The 23,892-nt window shown below is 74.9% G+C and carries 20 protein-coding genes and 1 riboswitch; of the genes, 1 reads left to right on the top strand and 19 read right to left on the bottom strand.

Annotation, left to right across the window (positions count from 1 at the left end):
* Positions 1-118: 118 nt before the first annotated feature.
* The 18 genes from ACI8AR_RS18595 to ACI8AR_RS18510 all read right to left on the bottom strand — a co-directional run bounded on the left by ACI8AR_RS18595 (position 119) and on the right by ACI8AR_RS18510 (position 20,592).
* Positions 119-1,177: a polyprenyl synthetase family protein gene (locus ACI8AR_RS18595; protein ID WP_457052309.1), complete on the bottom strand. Its 1,059-nt coding sequence runs from the start codon at positions 1,175-1,177 to the stop codon at positions 119-121.
* On the bottom strand, positions 1,177-2,706 hold the full coding sequence (nuoN, locus tag ACI8AR_RS18590; protein ID WP_457052308.1) for an NADH-quinone oxidoreductase subunit NuoN: 1,530 nt from the start codon (positions 2,704-2,706) through the stop codon (positions 1,177-1,179). The genes ACI8AR_RS18595 and nuoN overlap by 1 nt, the downstream gene beginning before the upstream one ends.
* Positions 2,706-4,346 carry an NADH-quinone oxidoreductase subunit M gene (locus tag ACI8AR_RS18585; RefSeq protein WP_457052307.1) on the bottom strand — a complete coding sequence of 547 codons (1,641 nt, stop codon included), beginning with the start codon at positions 4,344-4,346 and terminating at the stop codon, positions 2,706-2,708. Before ACI8AR_RS18585 ends, nuoN begins: the two co-directional genes overlap by 1 nt.
* Positions 4,347-4,395: 49 nt before the next feature.
* Positions 4,396-6,303 (bottom strand): NADH-quinone oxidoreductase subunit L, encoded by a 1,908-nt coding sequence (gene nuoL, locus ACI8AR_RS18580; protein ID WP_457052306.1) that lies wholly within the window; start codon positions 6,301-6,303, stop codon positions 4,396-4,398.
* Positions 6,304-6,321: 18 nt separating this feature from the next.
* Positions 6,322-6,621 carry an NADH-quinone oxidoreductase subunit NuoK gene (nuoK, locus tag ACI8AR_RS18575; RefSeq protein ID WP_456930270.1) on the bottom strand — a complete coding sequence of 100 codons (300 nt, stop codon included), beginning with the start codon at positions 6,619-6,621 and terminating at the stop codon, positions 6,322-6,324.
* Complete coding sequence (locus ACI8AR_RS18570) at positions 6,618-7,421, bottom strand: NADH-quinone oxidoreductase subunit J (RefSeq protein ID WP_456938005.1); 804 nt, start codon at positions 7,419-7,421, stop codon at positions 6,618-6,620. Before ACI8AR_RS18570 ends, nuoK begins: the two co-directional genes overlap by 4 nt.
* Positions 7,418-8,059 carry an NADH-quinone oxidoreductase subunit NuoI gene (nuoI, locus tag ACI8AR_RS18565; protein ID WP_457052305.1) on the bottom strand — a complete coding sequence of 214 codons (642 nt, stop codon included), beginning with the start codon at positions 8,057-8,059 and terminating at the stop codon, positions 7,418-7,420. Before nuoI ends, ACI8AR_RS18570 begins: the two co-directional genes overlap by 4 nt.
* Positions 8,052-9,563, bottom strand: coding sequence for an NADH-quinone oxidoreductase subunit NuoH (gene nuoH, locus ACI8AR_RS18560; RefSeq protein ID WP_457052304.1), 1,512 nt, complete (start codon positions 9,561-9,563; stop codon positions 8,052-8,054). Before nuoH ends, nuoI begins: the two co-directional genes overlap by 8 nt.
* Positions 9,560-12,046 (bottom strand): NADH-quinone oxidoreductase subunit G, encoded by a 2,487-nt coding sequence (locus tag ACI8AR_RS18555; RefSeq protein ID WP_457052303.1) that lies wholly within the window; start codon positions 12,044-12,046, stop codon positions 9,560-9,562. The genes nuoH and ACI8AR_RS18555 overlap by 4 nt, the downstream gene beginning before the upstream one ends.
* Positions 12,043-13,371 carry an NADH-quinone oxidoreductase subunit NuoF gene (gene nuoF, locus ACI8AR_RS18550; protein WP_456941625.1) on the bottom strand — a complete coding sequence of 443 codons (1,329 nt, stop codon included), beginning with the start codon at positions 13,369-13,371 and terminating at the stop codon, positions 12,043-12,045. The genes ACI8AR_RS18555 and nuoF overlap by 4 nt, the downstream gene beginning before the upstream one ends.
* A 1-nt stretch (position 13,372) precedes the next feature.
* Positions 13,373-14,386, bottom strand: coding sequence for an NADH-quinone oxidoreductase subunit NuoE (nuoE, locus tag ACI8AR_RS18545; protein WP_457052302.1), 1,014 nt, complete (start codon positions 14,384-14,386; stop codon positions 13,373-13,375).
* Positions 14,383-15,705 (bottom strand): NADH-quinone oxidoreductase subunit D, encoded by a 1,323-nt coding sequence (locus ACI8AR_RS18540; protein WP_457052301.1) that lies wholly within the window; start codon positions 15,703-15,705, stop codon positions 14,383-14,385. Before ACI8AR_RS18540 ends, nuoE begins: the two co-directional genes overlap by 4 nt.
* Positions 15,702-16,439: an NADH-quinone oxidoreductase subunit C gene (locus tag ACI8AR_RS18535; RefSeq protein WP_456938012.1), complete on the bottom strand. Its 738-nt coding sequence runs from the start codon at positions 16,437-16,439 to the stop codon at positions 15,702-15,704. The genes ACI8AR_RS18540 and ACI8AR_RS18535 overlap by 4 nt, the downstream gene beginning before the upstream one ends.
* Positions 16,436-17,113, bottom strand: coding sequence for a NuoB/complex I 20 kDa subunit family protein (locus ACI8AR_RS18530; protein WP_456930279.1), 678 nt, complete (start codon positions 17,111-17,113; stop codon positions 16,436-16,438). Before ACI8AR_RS18530 ends, ACI8AR_RS18535 begins: the two co-directional genes overlap by 4 nt.
* Positions 17,114-17,140: 27 nt before the next feature.
* A complete protein-coding gene (locus tag ACI8AR_RS18525) occupies positions 17,141-17,503 on the bottom strand; it encodes an NADH-quinone oxidoreductase subunit A (RefSeq protein WP_456901421.1) in 363 nt (120 codons plus the stop codon).
* Positions 17,504-17,655: 152 nt separating this feature from the next.
* Positions 17,656-18,930: a geranylgeranyl reductase family protein gene (locus ACI8AR_RS18520; RefSeq protein WP_457052300.1), complete on the bottom strand. Its 1,275-nt coding sequence runs from the start codon at positions 18,928-18,930 to the stop codon at positions 17,656-17,658.
* Positions 18,931-18,971: 41 nt separating this feature from the next.
* The gene (locus tag ACI8AR_RS18515; protein WP_457052299.1) at positions 18,972-19,658 is read right to left on the bottom strand and encodes a phosphoribosyltransferase; all 687 of its coding nucleotides are present in this window, start codon (positions 19,656-19,658) and stop codon (positions 18,972-18,974) included.
* Positions 19,659-19,872: 214 nt separating this feature from the next.
* Positions 19,873-20,592 (bottom strand): demethylmenaquinone methyltransferase, encoded by a 720-nt coding sequence (locus tag ACI8AR_RS18510; RefSeq protein WP_457052298.1) that lies wholly within the window; start codon positions 20,590-20,592, stop codon positions 19,873-19,875.
* A gap of 36 nt (positions 20,593-20,628) precedes the next feature.
* On the opposite strand from ACI8AR_RS18510, the gene ACI8AR_RS18505 reads away from it, so the two are divergent.
* On the top strand, positions 20,629-21,903 hold the full coding sequence (locus tag ACI8AR_RS18505; protein ID WP_457052297.1) for an isochorismate synthase: 1,275 nt from the start codon (positions 20,629-20,631) through the stop codon (positions 21,901-21,903).
* Between the two features lie 102 nt (positions 21,904-22,005).
* Here the strand turns inward: ACI8AR_RS18505 and ACI8AR_RS18500 are convergent, their stop codons facing one another.
* The gene (locus ACI8AR_RS18500; RefSeq protein WP_457052296.1) at positions 22,006-23,238 is read right to left on the bottom strand and encodes a transglycosylase family protein; all 1,233 of its coding nucleotides are present in this window, start codon (positions 23,236-23,238) and stop codon (positions 22,006-22,008) included.
* Between the two features lie 4 nt (positions 23,239-23,242).
* Positions 23,243-23,412, bottom strand: a riboswitch (cyclic di-AMP (ydaO/yuaA leader).
* Between the last annotated feature and the right edge of the window lie 480 nt (positions 23,413-23,892).

Genomic DNA, 23,892 nt, shown 5'->3' with positions numbered 1-23,892 from the left:
GTCGGCTCCGTCGGTCCCGGAGCAGCCGGCCAGCACCAGGACGGCGGCCAGCAGCACGACGCGGGAGGACCTCACGGCGCCGAGCATCCCCGAGCGGCGCGGACGGCGCCGTCCGCGGTCAGCTGGTGCGGATGACCACGTAGTCGCACAGCGCCGACAGCGCGTCCCGCACCTCACCGGCGGGGACGGCGGACAGCGAGGACCGGGCGCGGTCGGCGTAGTCCCGCAGCACCCCGCCGGCGCGGTCGAGCGCCGCTGACCCGCGCAGCAGCGCCAGCGCCTCGGCGTGCTCGGCGTCGTCGGACAGCGGGCGGGACACCAGCTCGCGCAGCCGCGCGTCGGCGGGGTCGTCCCCGGCCAGGGCGATCAGCGCGGGCAGCGTGGCGACGCCCTCGCGCAGGTCGGTGCCGGGCGCCTTCCCCGACGCGCCGTCCTGGCTGACGATGTCGAGCAGGTCGTCGGAGATCTGGAACGCCACGCCGACCTCCTCACCGAAGCGGGTCAGCGCCTCCACCAGGTCGGCGTCGACGCCGGCGAAGCGGGCGCCGAAGCGGGCCGAGGTGGCCACCAGCGAGCCGGTCTTGTCGGCCAGCACCTCGAGGTAGTGCTGCACGCGGTCCTCGCCGGGGCGGGCGCCGACGGTCTCCCGGATCTGGCCGGTGACCAGCCGCTCGAAGGTGCGCGCCTGGATGCGCACCGCCTCGGGGCCGAGGTCGGCGAGCAGGTCCGAGGCGCGGGCGAACAGGAAGTCCCCGGTGAGGATGGCGACGCTGTTGGTCCACCGGCTGTTGGCGCTGGGCGCCCCGCGGCGGACGGCGGCCTCGTCCATGACGTCGTCGTGGTACAGCGTGGCCAGGTGGGTGAGCTCGCAGACGACGGCGGCCCGCACGACCTCCGGCGCGTGCGCGTCGCCCAGGTGGGCGGCCAGCAGCGCGAGCATCGGGCGGAAGCGCTTGCCGCCCGCGGCCATCAGGTGCCCCGCGGCCTCGGAGACGAACGAGTGCTCGCTGGCCACCGCGGTGGCCAGCGCCGCCTCCACGTTCGTCAGCCCCTCGGCCAGCGAGTCGCCGAGGGCCCCGCCCGGGAGCCAGGGGCCCATGGTCGAGGCGGGGGTCGAGATGCGGTGCCAGACCTCGGCCGGGGCGATCCCGTCGACGGCGGCACGGGGTCCGGTCATCAACCGACGAAGATAGCCGCCCGATCGGCGAGACCGAGCACCGCCCCGGGGACGATGCCCAGGACCAGGGTGGCCGCGGCGGTCACCGCGAGGACGACGGTGGTGGGCAGCCCGGGCACGCCGACGGTGGGGCCGTCGGCGGCCGGCTCGGAGAAGTACATGAGCACGATGACCCGCAGGTAGAAGAACGCCGCCACCGCGCTCGCCAGCAGCGCGACCAGCGCCAGCGGCCAGGCGCCGTCCTCGATCGCCGCCCGGAAGACGGCGAACTTGCCGGTGAAGCCGCTGGTGAGCGGGATGCCGGCGAGCGCGAGCAGGAACAGGCTCATCACCGCGGCGGTGACCGGCGAGCGCTGGGCGAGGCCCGCCCACTGCGACAGGTGCGTGGCCTCACCGTCGCCGCTGCGCACGAGGGTCAGCACGGCGAACGCGCCGAGCGTGGTCAGGCCGTAGACCAGCAGGTAGAACATCACCGCCGACAGGCCCGTCCCCGGGTAGCCGAGGACGCCGGTGAGCAGGAACCCGGCGTGCGCGACCGACGAGTAGGCGAGCATCCGCTTGAGGTCGGTCTGGGTGAGGCCGAGGACCGCGCCGACGACCATCGAGACGATCGCCACGGCGTAGACCAGCGGCCGCCAGGTCCACTCCTCGGTGCCGAACGCGACGTAGAGCAGCCGCAGGATGGCGCCGAAGGCGGCGACCTTGGTGCAGGCGGCCATGAACGCGGTCACCGGGGTGGGCGCGCCCTGGTAGACGTCCGGCGTCCAGGTGTGGAACGGCGCCACGCTGGCCTTGAACAGCAGCCCGACGATCAGCAGCGCCAGGCCGAGGACGGCGAGCGTGCCGCCCCCGCCGGCCGTGACCGCCTCGCGGACCGTGGAGAGCCGGATGCTGCCGGTGGCGCCGTAGACCAGCGCCAGGCCGTAGAGGAAGAACGCCGAGGCGAACGCGCCGAGCAGGAAGTACTTGACCGCCGCCTCCTGCGACAGCAGCCGGCGCCGGCGGGCGAGGCCGCTGATCAGGTACAGCGGCAGGCTGAGCACCTCGAGGGCGACGAACATCAGCAGCAGGTCGTTCGCCGTGACGAAGAGCATCATGCCGCCGATGGCGAAGGTGGCCAGCGGGTAGACCTCGGTCTGCACGCGCTGCACGGTGAGCAGCTCGCGGTCGCGGACGCTGCCCGCCGGCACCGCGGCGGAGACGACGAACGCCGAGCGGGCCGGGTCGAGGTTGCGCTCGGCGAACAGCAGGAGCGACAGCGCGCCGAGACCGGCGATGGTGGCCTGCAGGAACAGCCCGGCGCCGTCGACGGCGAGCGCACCCCCGGCGGTCACCTCGCGGGTGCCCGCCAGCAGCAGGGTGCTGACCAGCCCGCCGAGGGTGCCGACCAGCGCGACGGCGACCTGCACCGGGTGCCGGGTGTCGCGCGGGCCGAACGCCTCGACGAGCACGCCGGTGCACGCGGCGCCGAAGACGAACAGCAGCGGGGCGAGCGCGGCGTAGGAGAGGTCGGGGGCCTCGATGGTCATCAGTCGGTCCCCTCGGTCGGAGCCTCGACGCCGGCCGGGTCGGCGCCGACGTCGCTCATGGTCGCGGCGACGGCCGGCTCGATCAGCCGGATCAGCGGCTGCGGGTAGACGCCGAGCACGATGATCAAGGCGACGAGCGGGGCGACGACGGCCGTCTCGCGGCGGGTCAGGTCGCGCAGCCGCGCCGTCACCCGGGCCGCGGGGGCCGGGGCGGTCAGCGTCGCCGTCGCGCCGTGCGCGCCGCCCACGGGGGCCGCGGGGGCCGCGGGGGCCGCGGCCGGCTCGTCGTCGGCCGGGAAGAGCACGCCGCGCGGCGGGCCGTGCATGGTGCGTTGGTAGAGCAGCAGGACGTACAGCGCGGCGAGGATGATCCCGACGGTGGCCAGGACGGTGAACACCGGCCGGGTCGGGTACGAGCCGATGAGCACGAGGAACTCGCTGACGAAGCTGTTGGTGCCCGGCAGCGCCAGCGACGCGAGCCCCGCGATCAGGAACACCCCGGCCAGCTTCGGCGCCCGGGCGGCCACGCCGCCGTAGTCGCCGACCAGCCGGGAGCCGCCGCGGGCGATGAGCATCCCGACGACGAGGAAGAGCAGTCCGGTCGCGATGCCGTGGTTGACCATGTACAGCACCGCGCCGGTGCCCGCCTCGGTGGTGAAGGCGAAGACGCCGAGGGCGATGAAGCCGAAGTGCGCGATCGAGGTGTAGGACACCAGCCGCTTCATGTCGCTCTGCCCCATCGCCAGCAGCGCGGCGTACAGGATGCCGGCGACGGCGAGCACGAGCACCAGCGGGGCGAACTCCCGCGAGGCGTCGGGGAACAGCGGGAGACAGTAGCGCAGGAACCCGAACGTGCCGACCTTGTCGAGGACGCCGACGAGCAGCACCGCGCCGCCGATCGGGGCCTCGGCACCGGCGTCGGGGAGCCAGGTGTGCAGCGGCACGAGCGGCGCCTTGATCGCGAACGCGACGAAGAAGCCGAGGAACAGCAGCCGCTGCGCGGCCGGGTCGATGTCGAGCTGCCGCAGCGACTCGAAGGCGAACGTGCCGTCGCCCGCCGCCTCGCTGACGACGTACAGGCCGATGACCGCGGCGAGCATGACCAGCCCGCCGACCAGGCTGTACAGGAAGAACTTGACCGCGGCGTACTGCCGGCGCGGGCCGCCGAAGCTGCCCACGATGAAGTACATCGGGACGAGCATCGCCTCGAAGAAGACGTAGAAGAGGAAGACGTCGGTGGCGGCGAAGACGCCGACCATGCACGCCTCGAGCAGCAGCAGCCAGGCGAAGAACGTCCGCATGGAGCGGCGGCTCGTGGGCTCGTCGCGCCACGAGGCGAGCACGACCACCGGCACCAGCACGCCGACCAGCAGCAGCATCACCAGCGCGATGCCGTCGACGCCGAGGGCGAAGTCGACGCCGAAGCCCTCGATCCACGGCACCGACGTCGTCAGCTGGAACCGGTCGCCGTCGGGGTCGAACGCGACCGTGGCCAGCACCGCGAGCAGCAGCACGACCAGGCTGACGCCGAGGGCGAGCTGCCGGGCCAGCGCCGTGCTGGTCTTGGGCAGGGCGGCGACGACGGCGGCGCCCACCGCGGGCACCACCAGCATCGCGACCAGGAGCAGGGAGTCGCTCACGCCACGGTCCTCATGTCGTCGGTCGTCCTCTCCAGAGAGCCCAGCCCGCTCACCCGGCCGTCACCGCCAGCAGTGCCCCGGCCACCAGGACCGCGCCGCCGAGCATCCCGAGCGCGTAGGACCGGACGAACCCGGTCTGCGCCCGGCCCAGCCGCGACGACGAGCCGCCGAGCGTGGCGGCCAGGCCGTTGACCGCGCCGTCGACGCCGCGGTTGTCCACCCACACCAGCGCCCGGGTGAGCCACTGGCCCGGCCGCATGAACAGCGACTCGTTGACCGTGTCGGCGTAGAGGCTCTTGCGCGCCGCGCGCACCACGGGCGAGACGCGGGCCGGGGCGACCTCGGGGACCTCGCGGCGGCCGACGAACAGCCAGGCCGCCAGCACGCCGACCAGCATCACCGCGGTCACCACGACCCCGACGACGGCCGGGGCGACCACGTGCGCGGCCTCCTCGGGCTCGCCGAACACCGGGGCGAGCCACTCGTCGAGCGGGAAGACCTGCACCAGCAGGAACCCGGCGGCCACCGAGCCGACGGCGAGCAGCACCATCGGGGCGGTCATCACCGTCGGGGCCTCGTGCGGGTGCTGGCCCTCGGTCCAGCGCGGCCGGCCGAGGAACGTCATGAGCACCAGCCGGGTCATGTAGAAGGCGGTCAGCCCGGCACCGACGACGGCGACCGCGCCCAGCAGCCAGCCCCACCCGTCGCCGCGGTCCAGCGCCGCCTCGATGATCGCGTCCTTGGTCCAGTAGCCGGACAGGAACGGGAACCCGATCAGCGCGAGGTAGCCCAGGCCGAAGGTGGCGAAGGTGACCGGCAGCCGCCGGGCCAGCCCGCCGAAGCGGCGCATGTCCACCTGGTCGCCCATGGCGTGCATGACCGACCCGGCGCCGAGGAACAGCCCGGCCTTGAAGAAGCCGTGGGTGAGCAGGTGCGCGATGCCCGCGGCGTAGCCGACCGGGCCCAGCCCCACGGCGAGGAACATGTAGCCGATCTGGCTGACCGTCGAGTACGCGAGCACCTTCTTGATGTCGTCGTACGCGCAGCCGACGATCGCGCCGTAGAGCAGGGTGATCGCGCCGACGGCGAGGACGACGGCGCGGGCGGTCGGCGTCAGGTCGTAGATCGGCGCGGACCGGGCGATGAGGTAGACGCCGGCGGTGACCATCGTCGCGGCGTGGATGAGCGCCGAGACCGGCGTCGGGCCCTCCATGGCGTCGGGCAGCCACGCCTGCAGCGGGAACTGGCCGGACTTGCCGCACGCGCCGAGCAGCAGGAGCAGGCCGAGCGCCGTCAGGGTGCCGCCGGCGAGTGCCCCGACCCCGCCGAACACGCCCTCGTAGGAGACCGTCCCGAGCTGGGCGAACATCACGAAGATCGCCAGGGCCAGGCCGACGTCGCCGACCCGGTTCATCACGAAGGCCTTCTTCGCGGCGGTGGCCGCGGCCGGCCGCTCGTGCCAGAAGGCGATGAGCAGGTAGGAGGCCAGGCCCACGCCCTCCCAGCCGACGTAGAGGGCCACGTAGTTGTCGCCGAGGACCAGCAGCAGCATCGCCGCGACGAACAGGTTCAGGTAGGCGAAGAACCGGCGCCGCCGCGGGTCGTGCGCCATGTAGCCGACCGAGTAGACGTGGATCAGCCCGCCCACGCCGGTGATCAGCAGCATGAAGGTGGCCGACAGCGGGTCCACCAGCAGCCCCGCCTGCACGTCGAGCGAGCCCACCGACAGGAAGGTGAACAGGTCGACGTCGACCGCCCGCTCCTCCAGCCCGGCCAGCTGCACGGTGCACAGCAGCGCGACCACGAACGCGGCCAGGACGGTCGCCGTCCCCAGCAGGTGGCCCCACCGGTCGGTGCGGCGGCCGCCCAGCAGGAGGACCGCGGCCCCGAGCAGCGGCAGTGCGATGACCAGCCACGAGGCCGACAGCAGGCCCTCGGCGGCGACGGCGGATTCCATGGGGGTGACCGGCTCCCGTCAGTACTTGAGCAGGTTGGCGTCGTCGACCGACGCCGACCGGCGGGTCCGGTAGATCGACATGATGATCGCGAGGCCGACGACGACCTCCGCCGCGGCGACGACCATGACGAAGAACGCCATGATCTGGCCGTCGACGGTGCCGGAGGCCCGGGCGAAGGTGACCAGCGTCAGGTTGACCGAGTTGAGCATCAGCTCGACGCACATGAAGACGACGATCGCGTTGCGCCGCACCAGCACGCCGACGGCGCCGATGGTGAACAGGATCGCCGCGAGCACCAGGTAGTGCGTGAGCGTCATGCCCGGTCCTCCGGGGCCGGGTCGAGCGTGCCGAGGGCGGCGTCCGGGCTGCCGAGCTGGGCCCGGCCGGTGGGGCGGGGCATCTGGTCGACCTCCTGGGGCTCGATGCCGGTGGCCAGGCTGTCCTCGGCGGTGCGCCCGTCGGGCAGCAGCGCGCCGGCGGCCACGGAGTTGGCGCGGGCGAACACGCCGGGGCCGGGCAGCGTCTGCGGCCGGTCGGTGAGGAACCGGGCGCGGGAGAGCTCCTTCTGCGTCCGCCGGGTGCCGGGCTCGCGCTCGATGTGCGCGAGCACCATCGCGCCGACCGCGGCGGTGATCAGCAGCGCGCTGGTGACCTCGAAGGCCAGCAGGTAGCGGGTGAACAGCAGCTCGGCGATCGAGTCGATGTTGCCGGTGCCGCCCTGCGCGTCGGACAGGCCCGCGACCGGGGTGTCCTGCGTGGCGCGGGCGATGCCGGCGCCGACCAGCCCGGCGAACCCGACGCCGAGCACCGTGGCCGCCACCCGCTGCCCGCGCAGCGTCTCGACCACGGAGTCCGAGGAGTCCCGGCCGACCATCATGAGGACGAACAGGAACAGGATCATGATCGCGCCGGTGTAGACGATGATCTGCACGGCGCCGAGGAACGGCGCGGACTGGACGACGTAGAAGACGCCGAGGGCGAGCATCGTGTTGACCAGCCACAGCGCCGAGTGGACGGCGTTGCGGCTGAACACCATCCCCAGTGCCCCCGCCAGCGCGACCGGGCCGAGGATCCAGAAGACGACGGCCTCGCCGGTGCCGATGGCGACCTCGGTCATGTCCGCTCCACCGTGACCGGCTCGGCGGCGGACCCCTGCTGGGGCTCGCGCACGTAGTAGGCCTTCTCGTCGTCGCCGAGGCGCATGGCGTGCGGCGGGGCCTCCATGCCGGGGAGCAGCGGGGCCATGAGCTGTTCCTTGGTGTAGATCAGGTCCTGCCGGTTGTCGTCGGCCAGCTCGAAGTCGTTGCTCATCGTCAGCGAGCGGGTGGGGCAGGCCTCGATGCACAGCCCGCAGAAGATGCAGCGCAGGTAGTTGATCTGGTAGACGCGGCCGTACCGCTCACCGGGGCTGTAGCGCGCGTCCTCGGTGTTGTCCCCGCCCTCGACGTAGATCGCGTCGGCCGGGCAGGCCCAGGCGCACAGCTCGCAGCCGATGCACTTCTCCAGCCCGTCGGGGTGCCGGTTGAGCACGTGCCGGCCGTGGTAGCGCGGCTTGGTCACCTTGGGGACCTCGGGGTACTCCTCGGTGGTCACCTTCTTGAAGATCTGGCCGAAGGTGACGCCGAACCCCTGGCCGGGCGCCGGCAGCAGGCTGCGGCGGGGCGCGGGCGTGCCGCCGCCGGCGCCGCCGGTCCGCTCGACCTCGCCGCCGCCGCGCCGGGCCGGGGTGGCCCCCGCGGGGGTCCGCTCAGACATCGGAGTCCTCCTGTGCGCTGGTCGCGGTGCTGCCCGTGGTGCTGCCGGCGCCTCGGCGACCGCTGCTGACCACGCCGCCCTCGGGGCGTGCGCCCACCGGCTCGGCCCGGCGCAGCCGCGGCGACGGCGGCACGACGAGGTCCATGGGCGGCACCGGGAAGCCGCCCTCGGCGCGGGCCGGGCCGGTGCGCTGCGCCGGGCGGTGCCGCGGCCCGGCCGGGGGCAGCACCTCGGGGTCGGGGTCGGGGTCCGTGGCGTGGACGCCGCCGGCCGCGGCGTCCTCGGCCATGAGCCGGGTGTCGCGGTTGCTGGCCCGGCCGGCGACCGACAGACCGAGGAGCACCAGCAGCGCGATCGGCACGCCGACGAACACCGCCACCTGGCCGGTGGACAGGTCCGCCTCGCGGGAGACGGTGCGCATCGTGGCGACGGCGAGGATCCAGACCAGCGCCGTCGGCACCAGGACCTTCCAGCCGAAGCGCATGAACTGGTCGTAGCGCAGCCGGGGCAGCGTCCCGCGCAGCCAGATGAACACGAACAGCGCCACGCAGACCTTGAGGAAGAACCACAGCAGCGGCCACCAGCCGGAGTTGGCGCCGTCCCAGATCGAGATCGGCCACGGGGCCCGCCAGCCGCCGAGGAACAGCGTCGCGGCCAGCGCCGAGACGGTGACCATGTTGATGTACTCGGCGAGGAAGAACAGCGCGAACTTCAGCGACGAGTACTCGGTGTGGAAGCCGCCGACCAGCTCGCTCTCGGCCTCGGGCAGGTCGAACGGCGCCCGGTTGGTCTCGCCGACGACGGCGACCGCGTAGATGACGAAGCTGACCGGCAGCAGGACCGCGAACCAGCCCGGGCCGGTGAACTCCAGCCCGAAGAACGACAGCCGGTTGCCGTCTGCCTGGGCGGCGACGATCTCCGAGGTCGACATCGACCCGGCGTAGAGGAACACCGCGACGATCGACAGGCCCATCGCGATCTCGTAGCTGACCATCTGGGCGGCGCTGCGCAGCCCGCCGAGCAGCGGGTAGGTCGAGCCCGAGGCCCAGCCGGCCAGCACGATGCCGTAGACGCCCATCGCCGAGCAGGCCAGGACGACCAGGACGCCGATCGGGGCGTCGGTGAGCTGCAGCGGGGTCTGCTGGCCGAAGATGCTGACCACCGGGCCCAGCGGGATGACCGAGAACGCCAGGAACGCCGGGATGGTCGCGATGACCGGGGCCAGGAAGTAGACCGGCTTGTCCGCGAGCGCGGGCCGGATGTCCTCCTTGAACGCCAGCTTCAGCCCGTCGGCCAGGCTCTGCAGGTAGCCGCGCGGGCCGACCCGGTTGGGGCCGACGCGCTGCTGCATGCGGGCGACGACCTTGCGCTCGAACACGATCGCGAACAGCGTCATCAGGACCAGCACGACGAAGACGCCGACGATCTTGACGAGCACGATCCACCAGACGTCGTGCCCGAAGTCCTCGAGCGTCGGCTGGTCGGCGGCGGCGAGCAGGGTCACGCGACACCTCCCGCGCTCGATCCCGGAGCACTCAGCCGGACGACGCCGCCGGGCGCCGTGCCGAGGCCGGTGCGCAGCTCGCTGCCCGGTGAGCGCATCGGCAGCCACACCACGTCGTCGGGCATCTCGGTGACGCAGACGGGCAGGGTGACCGAGCCGGTGGCGCCGGTGACGGTGAGCGGGGCGCCGTCGGCCAGGCCGAGCCCGGCGGCCCGCGCGGCGCTGATCCGCACCACCGGCGGGCGGGCGGTGCCGGCGAGCTCGGGCTCGTCGCGCTGCAGCGTCCCGACGTCGAGCAACTGCCGCCAGGAGGCCAGCAGCGCCTCGCCCTCGCCCGGCTCCGGCGCCACGGCCGGCGGCACGTCGAGGCCGCCCTCGGCGCGGGCGCTCGCGTCGCCGAGGAAGGCGAGCTCGGCGCGGGCCGCCTCGGGGGTGGGCAGCCGCAGGTCGGCGTCGAGGTGCTCGGCCAGGCCGTGCAGCACCCGGCCGTCGGGGAGCTGGCCGGTGCCGTGCAGCGTGGCGTCGAAGGACCGCACCCGGCCCTCCCAGTCCAGGTAGCTGCCGGCCTTCTCCGGCGCGGCGGCCACCGGCAGGACGACGTCGGCGTGCTCGGTGACGGCGGTCGGCCGCTGCTCGAGGCTGACGACGAACGACGCCGCGGCCAGCGCCTCCGCCGCGAGCGCGGGGTCGGGCAGGTCGGCGGGGTCCACGCCGCCGACGACGAGGCCGGCCAGCCGGCCGTCGCGGACCGCGGCGAGGATGCCGGTGGCGTCCCGGCCGGGCAGCGCCGGCAGGTCGGCGGGGTCCACGCCCCACAGCGCGGCCACCTCGGCGCGCGCGACGGGGTCCTCGACCGGCCGGCCGCCGGGCAGCAGCGCGGGCAGCGCGCCGGCCTCGACGGCGCCGCGCTCCCCGGCCCGCCGCGGCACCCAGGCCAGGCGGGCGCCGGTGGCGCGGGCGAGCGCGGCCAGCGCGGTGAACGCGCCGGGCACCTCGGCCAGCCGCTCGCCGGCCAGCACGACCGCGCCGGGCTGCCGCAGCGCCTCGACGGCGGGGCCGCCCCAGCTGCCCTCGGCCAGCGCCGCGAGCGCGCGGGCCTCCTCGCCGGGCCGGGTGACCAGCACGGTGGCCTGCAGCTTCTGCGCCGCGCGGGTGGCGAACGGGGCCAGGTCGTAGACGGCCAGCCGGTTCTTCCGCACCGCCCGGCGCAGGCGGAGGAAGACGATCGGCGACTCCTCCTCCGGCTCGAAGCCCGCCAGCAGCACGGCCGGAGCGGCGGTGAGCTCGTCGTAGGTGACCGCCCCCCGCTCCGGGCCGGTGCCGGCCACGTGCGCGGCGAGGAAGGCCTGCTCCTCGGCCGAGTGCGCGCGGGCGCGGGCGTCGACGTCGTGGGTGCCGAGCGCCACGCGGGCGAACTTGGCGTACGCGTAGGCGTCCTCGACGGTCAGCCGGCCGCCGGGCAGCACCCCGACCCCGCCCGCGGCCCGCGCCGCGCGCAGGCCCTCGGCGGCCGCGGCCCACGCGTCCGGCCAGGAGGCGGGCTCCAGCACGCCGTCGCGGCGGACCAGCGGGGTGGTGAGGCGGTCGTTGGTGGCGGCGTAGCGGAAGGCGAAGCGGCCCTTGTCGCAGGTCCACTCCTCGTTGACCGCGGGGTCCTCCCCCGCCAGCCGGCGCATGACCCTGCCACGCCGGTAGTCGGTGCGCATGGAGCAGCCCGAGGAGCAGTGCTCGCACACCGAGGGCTCGCTGCGCAGGTCGAACGGCCGCGACCGGAACCGGTACTGCGCGCTGGTGAGCGCGCCGACCGGGCAGATCTGGGTGGTGTTGCCGGAGAAGTAGGAGGAGAACGGCTCGTCCTCGTAGACGGCGACCTGCTCCAGCGCGCCCCGCTCGAACAGCTCGATGAACGGGTCGCCGGCCACCTGCTGGGAGAACCGCGTGCAGCGCGCGCACAGCACGCAGCGCTCGCGGTCGAGCAGGATCTCGCTGCTGATCGGCAGCGGCTTCGGATAGGTCCGCTTGACGTCGACGAAGCGGGTCTCGGCGCGGCCGTTGCTCATCGCCTGGTTCTGCAGCGGGCACTCGCCGCCCTTGTCGCAGACCGGGCAGTCCAGCGGGTGGTTGATCAGCAGCAGCTCCATCGTGCCCTGCTGCGCCTTGTCCGCGACCGGGCTGGTCAGCTGCGTCTTGACCGCCATGCCGTCGGTGACCGGCATGGTGCAGGAGGCCACCGGCTTGCGCTGGCCCTCCACCTCGACCAGGCACTGCCGGCAGGCGCCGACCGGGTCGAGCAGCGGGTGGTCGCAGAACCGCGGGATCTGGATGCCGACCATCTCCGCCGCCCGGATGATCAGCGTCCCCTTGGGCACCGCGACGTCGAAGCCGTCGATGGTGCAGCGGACGGCGTCCGGCGGGGTGTGCGGGCCGGGGACGCCCGGCGGCACCGCCGGCGCGGGCTCGGGGGCGGTGGGCGTCAGGGTCACGAGGCCACTCCGACGGGCTCGAGCCGCAGCGAGCGGCCCAGGCGGGCCTGCTCCTCGGGCGGCAGCAGGGCGACGTAGTCGTCGCGGAAGTACTTGAGCGAGCTGGTGATGCAGCTCGTCGCGCCGTCCCCGAGCGCGCAGAACGAGCGGCCGAGGATGTTGTCGCAGGTGTCGGTGAGCAGGTCGAGGTCGGCCGCCGTGCCGCGGCCGTCGACCAGCCGCTGCAGCACCTGGACCAGCCAGTAGGTCCCCTCGCGGCAGGGCGTGCACTTGCCGCAGGACTCGTGCGCGTAGAACTCGGTGAACCGCAGGGTGGCCTCGACGATCGAGTCGGTCTCGTCGAAGACCATGAGCGCCGTCGTGCCGAGCATCGAGCCCGCGGCGGCGACCGAGTCGAAGTCGAGCGGCACGTCGAGGTGCTCGGCGGTGAAGTACGGCGTCGAGGAGCCGCCCGGCGTCCAGAACTTGAGCTCGTGCCCGGCCCGCACGCCGCCGGCCATCTCCAGCAGCTCGCGCATCGTGGTGCCCATCGGCGCCTCGTACTGGCCGGGGCGGGTGACACGGCCCGACAGCGAGTAGATCTTCGGCCCGGGCGACTTCTCCGGCCCGAACCGCTTGAACCACTCCGCCCCGCCGCGGACGACGAACGGCACGGTGGCCAGCGTCTCGACGTTGTTGATGACCGTCGGGGCGCCGTAGAGGCCGGCGACCGCGGGGAACGGCGGCTTGAGCCGCGGCTGCCCGCGGTAGCCCTCGAGCGAGTCGAGCAGCGCCGTCTCCTCGCCGCAGATGTAGGCGCCGGCGCCGGCGTGCACGACCAGCTCCAGGTCGTAGCCCGAGCCCAGGACGTCGCTGCCGAGGTACCCGGCCGCGTAGGCCTCCTCGACGGCGGACACCAGCCGGCGGTGGGCGTGCACCGCCTCGCCGCGGACGTAGATGACGGCGAACCGGCAGCGGATCGCGTACGCCGAGATGATCACGCCCTCCACCAGGGAGTGCGGGTCGGTCATCATCAGCGGCAGGTCCTTGCAGGTGCCCGGCTCGCCCTCGTCGGCGTTGACCACGAGGTACTTGGGCATCGCGGCCGGCCCGGTGGGCGTCTCCCCCGGCTTGGGCTGCGGGATGAAGCTCCACTTCATGCCGGTGGGGAAGCCGGCGCCGCCGCGGCCGCGCAGGCCGGAGTCCTTGACCAGGGAGACCAGCTCGTCGGGCTGCATCGACAGCGCGGTGCGCAGCGCGGCGTAGCCGTCGAGGGACTCGTAGGTGGACAGCCGCCAGGGCTGCTCGGCGCCCCAGCGCGCGGTGAGGACGGGGGTGAGCGGCATCTCAGGCCTTCCCTGGACCCTGGCCGGAGGTGCCCGGCTCGGTCCCTGCGGGGGTGTCGGGGGTGGGACGGTCGCCGCCGGGGGTGCGCCGGCCGTACTCGGTGCCGCGGTCGGGGTGCGCCTGCGCGGCGCCGGCCCGCTCGGCCGGGTTGTCGGCGGCGGCGACGCGGGCGTCGGCGGCCTCCTCCTCCGGCGTCCGGCCGGCGTCGCCGGACGGCGCCACCGTCTCCGCGGGCTCGCCGGTGTCGGCGGGCTCCGGCTCGGGGCCGCTCATCGGCGGGGCGGACTCGCCGCGCTCGGCGGCCAGCCGGACGCCGGCCAGCGTCGGGCCCCACTCCCCCGGCGCGTCGACGGCGGCGCGCGCGGACCCGGCGTCGGCGTGCTGGGAGAAGCCGGCCAGCTGCCGGGAGACCCCGCGGAAGTCGGTGAGCGGGGCGCCGCGCGTGGGGTGCGGCTTCTCCCCGCGGCGCAGCGCGGCGACCAGCGCGCGGGCGCTCTCGACGTCCTGCTGGTCGTAGAACTCGTAGTCGACGGTGACCACCGGCGCGTAGTCGCAGGCGGCCAGGCACTCGGCGTGCTCGAGGGTGACCGAGCCGTCGGCCGCCGTCTCGTCGTGGTGGACGCCGAGGTCGGCCGACAGCGCGTCCATGATCCGCTGCCCGCCGAGGACGGCGCACAGCGTGTTGGTGCAGACGCTGACCAGGTGCCGGCCGGTCGGGCGGCGCTTGTACATCGTGTAGAAGGTGGCGACCGCGCCGACCTCGGCCTTGGTCAGCCCGAGCACCTCGGCGCACAGCGCGACGCCCTCCGGCGTCACGTACCCCTGGTAGCTCTGGACCAGGTGCAGCATCGGCAGCAGCGCCGAGCGCGGCTGCGGGTAGCGGGTGGTGATCTCCCGCGCCTCGAGCCACGCCTGCTCGGTCAGCGGCGGCAGGTCCGCCGGCGGCGGCTCGACCGGGCTGTCGACCAGCCCGGTCGTCGCCGCGCCCTCCCGGGAGCCGGGGAGTGCGCTCATCGGTCCACCCCTCCCATCACGGGGTCGATGGAGGCGATGGCGGCGATGACGTCGGCGATCATCCCGCCCTCGCTCATGGCGGCGGTGGCCTGCAGGTTCACGAAGCTGGGGTCGCGCACGTGGACGCGCCACGGCCGGGTGCTGCCGTCGCTGACCACGTGGTAGCCGAGCTCCCCCCGCGGCGACTCGACCGGCACGTACACCTGCCCGGCCGGCACCCGGAACCCCTCGGTGACCAGCTTGAAGTGGTGGATCAGGGCCTCCATCGAGGTGCCCATGATGTGGCGGACGTGCTCCAGGGAGTTGCCCATGCCGTCGGCGCCGAGCGACAGCTGCGCGGGCCAGGCGATCTTCCGGTCCTCGACCATCACCGGGCCGGGCTCGAGCCGGTCGAGCGCCTGGCGGACGATCTTCAGCGACTCGAACATCTCGGCCATCCGGACCAGGTAGCGGCCCCAGGCGTCGGAGGTGTCGGCGGTGGGGACCTCGAAGTCGTAGGTCTCGTAGCCGAGGTAGGGCTCCGTCCTGCGCAGGTCCCAGGGTAGCCCGGCGGCCCGCAGCACGGGCCCGGTGACACCGAGGGCCAGGCAGCCGGTGACGTCGAGGTAGCCGACGTCCTTGAGCCGGCGCTGCCAGATCGGCTGGCCGGTGAGCAGCTTGTGGTAGCCGGCCAGCCGCTCGGGCATGACCGTGAGCCACTCGCGGATCGACTCCTCCACGCCGGCCGGCAGGTCCTGGGCGACGCCGCCGGGCCGGATGTAGGCGTGGTTCATGCGCAGCCCGGTGATCTCCTCGAGCAGGTCGAGGCACAGCTCCCGCTCGCGGAAGCCGTTGGTCATGCCGGTGAGCGCGCCCAGCTCCATGCCGCCGGTGGCCAGGCCCACGAGGTGCGAGGCGATCCGGTTGATCTCCATGACCAGCACGCGGATGGTCTGCGCCCGCTGCGGCACCTCGATGCCGAGCAGCTTCTCGACGGCCATGCAGTAGCCGGCCTCGTTGAACAGCGGGGCCAGGTAGTCCATCCGCGTCACGAAGGTCGTGCCCTGCACCCAGTTGCGGTACTCGGTGTTCTTCTCGATGCCGGTGTGCAGGTAGCCGATGACCACCCGCGCCTTGGTCACCGTCTCGCCCTCGAGGTCGAGGACCAGCCGCAGGACGCCGTGCGTCGAGGGGTGCTGCGGCCCCATGTTGACGACGAGCCGCTCCTCGCCGGAGAGGTCCGCGCCGAAGGCCTGGTCCCAGTCGCCGCCGGTGACGGTGTAGACCCGCCCCTCGGTGGTCTCCCGCGAGCCGGCGTACGGGTCGTGGGTGGTGCTCATCGGTAGCTCCGCCGGGTGTCGGGCGGCGGGATCGTCGCGTCGTGGTACTCCACCGGCACGCCGCCGAGCGGGTAGTCCTTGCGCTGCGGGTGCCCGTCCCAGTCGTCGGGCATGAGGATCCGGGTCAGCGCCGGGTGGCCGTCGAAGACGACACCGAACATGTCGAACGTCTCCCGCTCGTGCCAGTCCGCCGTCGGGTAGACCGAGGACACCGACGGCACGTGCGGGTCCTCGGCGGTGACGGCGACCTCCAGCCGGATCCGCCGCCGGTAGGTCATCGAGGTCAGGTGGTAGACGACGTGCAGCCGCGGCCGGCCGGCGTCCACCGCGGGGCCGCCGCTGTCGAGGTAGTCGACGCCGGAGACGCTGCTGCACAGCTCGAACCGCAGGGCGTCGTCGTCGCGCAGCGCCCGGACCAGGGTGAGCAGGTGCTCGCGGGCGACGAAGTAGGTGATCTCCCCGCGGTCGACGAGGACCCGCTGCACCGCGGCGGCGTAGGTGGCCGCGCCGACGGCGTCGACCAGCGCGTCGGTCACCTCGTCGAACCAGCCGCCGTAGGGGCGGTCGGTGGAGTGCAGCGCGACCGCCCCGCCCGGCTCGACGCGGACCAGGCCGCCGAAGCCCGAGGTGTCGCCGCTGCCGCTGACGCCGAACGCGCCCTTGCGGAAGCCGCCGCCCGCGGCCGCGGCGCCCTGCGAGGCGTCGGCGCCGCTGCGGTCGCCGGGGCCGGTCACCGGGACCCGCCGCGCGGTCCGGGCAGGAGGACGGCGTCGCCGCCGCGCTGCTCGATGGCGAACTGGCCGGTGCGGCCGAGGGCCGCGGCCTGCTCGTAGGCCGCCCGCTTGGCCTTGTCGGCGCGGACGCTCGAGGGCATCTCGACCAGCAGGTCGGGGGCGCGGCCCTCGGCCCGCTCCTCCTCGAGCCGGCGGGCCCGCTTGGGACCGAGCGGCTCGTTCTGGATCTTGTGGTGCAGCTTGAGGATCGCGTCCGTGAGCATCTCCGGGCGCGGCGGGCAGCCGGGGAGGTACATGTCCACGGGGACGACGTGGTCGACGCCCTGCACCACCGCGTAGTTGTTGAACATGCCGCCGGAGCTGGCGCAGACGCCCATGGCGAGCACCCAGCGCGGCTCGGGCATCTGGTCGTAGATCTGCCGCAGGACCGGCGCCATCTTCTGGCTCACCCGGCCGGCGACGATCATGAGGTCGGCCTGGCGCGGGGAGGCGCGGAAGACCTCCATGCCGAACCGGGCCAGGTCGTAGCGGCCGGCGCCGGTGGCCATCATCTCGATCGCGCAGCAGGCCAGGCCGAAGGTGGCCGGCCACAGCGAGGACTTCCGCGTCCAGTTGACCAGCTTCTCGACCGTCGTCAGCAGGAAGCCGCTCGGCAGCTTCTCCTCGAGACCCACGTCAGCTCCCCTCCGTCAGTCCCACGCTCAGTCCCACTCGAGGCCGCCGCGGCGCCAGACGTAGGCGTAGGCGAGGAAGACGGTGGCGATGAAGACCACCATCTCGACCAGGCCGAAGACACCCAGCGCGTCGTTGGCGACGGCCCACGGGTAGAGGAAGACGATCTCGATGTCGAAGACGATGAAGAGCATCGCCGTCAGGTAGTACTTCACCGGGAAGCGGCCGCCGTGCAGCGGCTGGTCGACCGGTTCGATGCCGCACTCGTAGGCCTCGAGCTTGGCCCGGTTGTAGCGGCGCGGGCCGACGAACGGCGCGACCGTCACCGAGAACAGCGCGAAGGCCGCGGCGAGCGCGAACAGCCCCACGATCGGGACGTAGGACGACAGCACCGGCGCCTCCCTCGGCGGCTCGTGAGCTTGTGAAGAAATTCACAAACTCGTGCCACGAGCCTATGCCGCCGGGGTCGGCAAGTGAAGCGCGGGGGGTGAGTGAGTTCACATCCCCGGGTCACGGTCCGGTCACGGACCGCTTTCGGTGCTCCTCAGACGGACGGCGTCAGGCGGGTGAGGACGGCGACCACGCGGTCGAACCGGTCGCCGTCGCGGCCGTCGGAGAGGTTGCCCATCAGCCGCAGCGCGGCGTTCACCATCGCCGGCCGCTCGAGCCCGTGCGCGGTGGCGAAGCGGACCAGGCCGGGGCGGTCGAGCAGCGCGAGGAAGGCCATCCCGAGCCGGTGGTGGCGGCCGTAGGCCTCGCGCAGCCGCTCGGGGTACCGGCGCAGCACCGCCTCGCGGGCCGGCCCCTCGGGGGCGGCGAGCGCCGCGGCCGCCGTCTCCCCCGCCATCCGGCCGGTCTCCAGCGCGTAGCTGATGCCCTCGCCGTTGAACGGGTTGACCACGCCCGCGGTGTCGCCGGCCAGCAGCAGCCCGCGGGTGTAGGCCGGGCCGCGGTTGAGCGCCATCGGCAGCCCGGCGCCGCGCAGCGGGGTGACCGCGTGCTCCTCGCCCAGCTGCCACTCCGGCGGGAGGGTGGCCAGCCAGCGGCGCAGCACGGTGCGCGCGTCGGTCTCGCCGCCGCGGCGGGTGTCGAGCAGGCCGAAGCCGACGTTGGCGGTGCCGTCGCCCATGCCGAAGGACCAGCCGTAGCCGGGCATGGAGTCGGCGGTGGGGCCCTCGGCGGACAGGTCGAAGGAGATGTCGAGGTAGGGGTCCTCGCCGCGCGGCGTCTCGACGTACCGGCGGACGGCGACGCCGAGCGGCCGGTCCTCGCGGCGGGTCAGCCCGATCGCCTTGGCCAGCCGGCCGGAGAGGCCCTCCGCGGAGACGACCAGCGGCGCCCGCCAGGTCACCGGCTCCCTGCCCGGGCCGGCCTGCGCGTGCACGCCGACGACCCGGCCGGCGTCGTCGAGCAGCGGGTCGGTGACGGTGACCTCCTGCTCGAGCCGGGCGCCGGCGGCCACGGCGTGCTCGGCGAGCATCGGGTCGAGGTCCTTCCGCGGCCGGATCAGGCCGTACCCGGGCCAGGAGTCCAGCTGCGGCCAGTCGACCTCGACCACCCGGCCGCCGCCGAAGACCCGCAGGCCGCGGTGCCGCACCCAGCCGGCCGCCGGGGAGACGTCGACCCCCATCTCGTCGAGCGCCTTCACCGCCCGCGGCGTCAGGCCGTCGCCGCACACCTTCTCCCGCGGGAAGCGCGCCTTCTCCAGCACGACGACGTCGAGCCCGGCGGTGGCCACGGTCCACGCGGCGGCCGCCCCGGCCGGCCCGGCACCGACCACCACGACGTCGGCGCTGCCCCCGGCGGTCGGACTCGTCACGCGCTGGCCCCCTCGGTGCTCGGTCGGCGGTCGTCCCGAGCCTAGGCGGGCCCCCCGCCGGGGCCGCCGGCGAGCGCGGCGCGCACCTCGTCGTCAGACGTCTCGCCGAAGTCGTCGTAGTAGCGGCCCACCGCGCCGAACGGGTGCGGGGTGACCGGGCAGACGACCTCGTCGGCCAGCACGGACAGGGCGGCGCACACGTCGGGCGCCCCGACGGGGACGGCGACGACGACCGCGGCCGGACCGGCCGCGCGGACCGCGGCGAGGGCGGCGCGCATGGTGGAGCCGGTGGCCAGCCCGTCGTCGACGAGGACGGCGGTGCGGCCGGCGAGCGCGGGCGGCGGCCGGTCGCCGCGGTAGGCCAGCTGCCGGCGGCGCAGCTCGGCCAGCTCGGAGCGGCGCACCTCGTCCGCGGCGGCGGGCCCGACGGGGTTGCGGGCGAGGACGGACTCGCTGCGGACGCTCTCGACGGTCTCCCCCACCGCGGCCAGCGCGCCCATGGCCAGCTCCGGCCGCTCGGGCAGGCCGAGCTTGCGGACGGCGACCACGTCGAGCTCCGCGCCGAGCGCCGCCGCGACCTCGGCCGCGACCAGGACGCCGCCGCGGGGCAGGCCGAGGACCAGCGCGTCCGGGCCGAGCGGCACGCCGGGGGGACGGGCGGGGTCGGTCAGGCGCGCGGCGAGCCGCCGGCCGGCGTCGCGCCGGTCGCGGTACGGGCGGCCGTCCACCGCGGGGCCGGGGGTCAGACGGGCTGGGGTCCCGACGGCGGCGGGGCGCTCGGGTCGGTGGGGCTGGGCTGCGGCAGCGGGGCCGGCGACGGCGGCGAGATTGGGTCGACCGGGGACGGCGACGGACCGGGCGGCTCGGGCATCGGTGTCGGTGTCGTCATGCGCCGACGCTAGCCCCGCACGCGGGCCGCGGGAGCCCTCGGCGGCGGGCCGGTCAGGGGCGGACCGCGCGGTGCAGCGCGACGACGCCGCCGGTCAGGTTCCGCCAGGCGACGTCGGTCCACCCGGCGGCCTGGATGCGGGCGGCCAGCGCCGGCTGGTCGGGCCAGGCCCGGATCGACTCGGCCAGGTAGACGTAGGCGTCGGGGTTGCTGCTCACCGCGCGGGCGATCCGCGGCAGCGCCCGCATGAGGTACTCGGTGTAGACGGTGCGGAACGGCCTCCAGGTGGGGCTGGAGAACTCGCAGACGACGAGCCGCCCGCCCGGCCGGACGACGCGGGCGAACTCGCGCAGCGCGGCGTCGGGGTCGGCCACGTTGCGCAGGCCGAAGGAGACGACCAGCCCGTCGGCGCTCGCGTCGGCGAACGGCAGCGCCATCGCGTCGCCGGCCACCTTCGGCACCGGCCGCGCCGCGCCGGCCCGCAGCATCCCCTGCGAGAAGTCGCACGCGATCGCGTGCACGCCCCCGGCGGCGAGCTCGACGGTGGAGACGCCGGTGCCGGCGGCCACGTCGAGGACGACGTCCCCCGGCCGGGCACCGAGCGCCGCGCGGGTGGCCCGCCGCCAGGCGGCGTCGCGGCCGCCGGAGAGCACGGTGTTGGTGAGGTCGTAGCGGCGGGCGACGCCGTCGAACATGGCCGCGACCTCGTGCGGCTGCTTGTCCAACCCGGCCCTCGACCCGGCGGTGTGTGCGCTGTCTCGCCGGTCTGCCACGGCGGACGACGCTACCGGCTGCCTACGCTGGGGGCTGTGACGGCAGCGGCGGTGACCACCCCCGACGCCGTCGCGCCCGCCGTCACCACGGTCGCGCTGCCCGACTCCCCCGATCTGCTGGCGCTGCTGCCGCGCGAGGGCGCGCTGTCCTGGGTGCGCCGCGGTGAGGGGCTGGTCGGCTGGGGCGAGGCCGACCGCCTCGAGGTCTCCGGTCCCGGCGCGCTCGCCGAGGCCGCCGCCTGGTGGGCCGACCGCACCGCCGCCCTCGCCGTCGACGACGAGGTGGGCGTGCCCGGCTCCGGGCCGGTGGTGTTCGCGAGCGTCGCGTTCGACCCCGCGCGGGAGACGTCGGTGTTCGTCGTCCCCGAGGTCGTCGTCGGCCGCCGCGACGGCGTCGCGTGGGTGACCACGACCGGCGGCGCCGACATGCGCGACGTGCTGCCGGCCACCCACGAGCCGATGACCCCCGCGCCGGGGCGGCTGCGCTACGCCGACGGCGCGCTCGACCCCGCCTCGTGGTGCGGTGCCGTGTCCGCCGCGATCGGCCGCATCGGCGCCGGCGACCTCGCCAAGGTGGTGCTCGCCCGCGACCTGCTGGTCACCGCCGACGTGCCGCTGGACCCCCGCCGCCTGCTCGACCGGCTGGCCGCCCGCTTCCCCGACTGCTGGACCTTCGCCGTCGACGGGCTGCTCGGCGCCACCCCCGAGCTGCTGCTGCGCCGCACCGGCCGGCAGCTGTCGGCGCGGGTGCTGGCCGGCACCGCCCCGCGCGGCGCGGGCGCCGAGGACGAGCGGCTCGCGGCGGGCCTCGTGGCCAGCGCCAAGGACCGCGCCGAGCACGCCCTCGCCGTCGACTCGCTCGTCCGCGCGCTCGACCCGTTCTGCACCGCGCTGTCGGTGCCGGAGCAGCCCTCGCTGCTGACGCTGCCCAACGTGCGGCACCTGGCCACCGACGTCGTCGGCACCCAGCGCCGCTCGGGCGCCCGCGGTCGCGCCGGGCTGCTGGAGCTGGTCGACGCCGTGCACCCGACCGCCGCCGTCTGCGGCACCCCGCCCGACGCCGCCGCCGCGGTCATCGCCGAGCTGGAGGGCATGGGCCGCGGGCGCTACGCCGGGCCGGTGGGCTGGCTCGACGCCCGCGGGGACGGCGAGTTCGGGCTGGCCCTGCGCTGCGCGCAACTGGTCGACGACGACCCGCGCTCGGCCCGGCTGTTCGCCGGCTGCGGCATCGTCGCCGCCTCCGACCCGACGGCCGAGCTCGCCGAGACGCAGTCGAAGTTCGCCGCCTTCCAGGCCGCGCTGGAGGGCTGAGGCGGCCGGTCCCGGCCGGCGCCGTCGTCCCCCTGCCCTCCGGAGACGGCGAGGGCCCCGGCCGCTGTGCGCGGTCGGGGCCCTCGTCGGGTGTGCGGGAGGTCAGCCCACGTAGTTCACGTGCACGTGGTCCATGTGGTTCGCGGTCACGCCGCCGCGGTCCTCCATCGCCTTCCACGCGGCGCCGGGCGAGGTCAGGATGCGCTGCTGCCAGATGACGTACTCGACGCCCAGCTCGTCCCAGTGGTCGACGTGGTACTGGGCGATCGCGTCGCCGAGGGCGGCGTCGGACATGACCATGTAGTCCAGCGCCTTGCCGGAGGGGTGGCCGTCCGGGTCGACCGCGCTGGCCCGCGTGCCGCCGAGGGTGATGTCCGCGGCGCCCGGGACGTTGCTGACGACGGCGTTCGCCGCCGCCTGCACGGCCTCGTGGATCGCGCCGGCGGTGTTGGTGATCTCGGCGACGACCGCGGCCTGCGCGACCTGCGGGGCGGCCTCGGCGATCGGCGGGGTGGCGGCGGGCGCCGCCTCACCGGCGGCGACCGGGGCCGGGGCGGCCTCGGCGGCGGGAGCCGGAGCGGCCTCGGCAGCCGGGGCCGGGGCGGCCTCGGCGGCGGGAGCCGGAGCGGCCTCGGCGGCGGGGGCCGGGGCGGCCTCGGCCGGGGCGGCGGTCGAGCCGCTGAGCGCCAGCACCTGACCGGGGAAGATCAGGTTCGGGTTGGCGCCGATGACGTCGACGTTGCGCTCGTAGAGCTCCCGCCAGCTCTGGCCGTGGGCAGCGGCGATCTTCGCCACCGTGTCCCGCCAGCGGACGGTGTACTCCTCGGTGGTGACCTCGGCCTGCTCGGCCGGGGCGGGCTGCTCGGCGGCCGGCTGCTGGACCGGGGCGGCCGGGGCGGCCGGGACCTCGGCGGCGGGGGCGGCCTGCTCGGCGGGCGCGGCCGGCGCCTCGGCGGCGGCCGCGGTGGTGCCGCCGGTCAGGTACTTGCCGCAGCTCGGCCAGGCGCCGACGCCCTGGCCGGCCAGGACCGCCTCGGCGATCTGGACCTGCTGGGCCGGGGTGGCGAGGTCGGCACGCGGGGCGAGGTCGGTGCCCCCGAAGGCGGCCCAGGTGGACTGGCTGAACTGCAGGCCGCCGTAGTAGCCGTTGCCGGTGTTGATGCTCCAGTTGCCACTGGACTCGCACTGGGCGACGCCGGTCCAGTCGTGGGTGGTGGAGGCGGAGGCCGGCGAGCTCAGGACGCCCAGACCGACGGCGGCGGCGCCGGCGGCGACAGGGGCCTTGGCGATGACCTTCTTGGTGCGGACGTAGCGGGGTGCGCGGTGCTTGGGCATGGTGATGATCTCCCGATCACCGCCGGCGAGGTGAGCTGTCGGGTTCGGGCGATCGGTGCCCGGCCGCGGTCCGCGGCTTCACCCCGAGGCGCGCTCCGACAGGCCCCCGTAGGCCGTCGCGCGCCGGAAGAGTGGGTCCCCCACCCCTGCCCTGGGAGTTGACGTGGGCGACCGGTGGGCAGGGTTTGGCGGACCGGCGCCGCGCTCTGTGTTCGCTGAGCGCAGCCAAAACGTTACGTGTCGTCATGTCGACTGTCGTCGTGACGGCGGTCACACCACGGTTCGGCTGGGACCCGTGGGGTACTGCGTGACGTCGGCGTGACCCCCGCGCGGGTAACGGAACGCGCTGTTCGCCGCGCGCGACCAGCCCTGTCGCGGTCCTCCCACCCTCGCCGCGGCCGCCCCGGACCCCGTGACGAAGGCCACCGGCGACGGGCCCCGATCCGGGCCCGCACGCGCTGCCGTGACCGCGCCGCGGGGCCCCGTGGGGTGTTCGGACCTCCCTGGGTTCCCCGCACGGACGTGCGACTCGAGGTGATCGGCATCCCGGTGAGCGACGTCGACGTCGCCGACGCCTTCGCCGTCGAGCAGGTCGGTTCCGGGCTCGACCACGACGTCACCCCGGCCCCCGGCACGCGTGTGGTGCAGATGACG

It is taken from the genome of Geodermatophilus sp. SYSU D01036, assembly GCF_054050435.1.
This window is presented reverse-complemented; position numbering and strand designations above follow the sequence as displayed.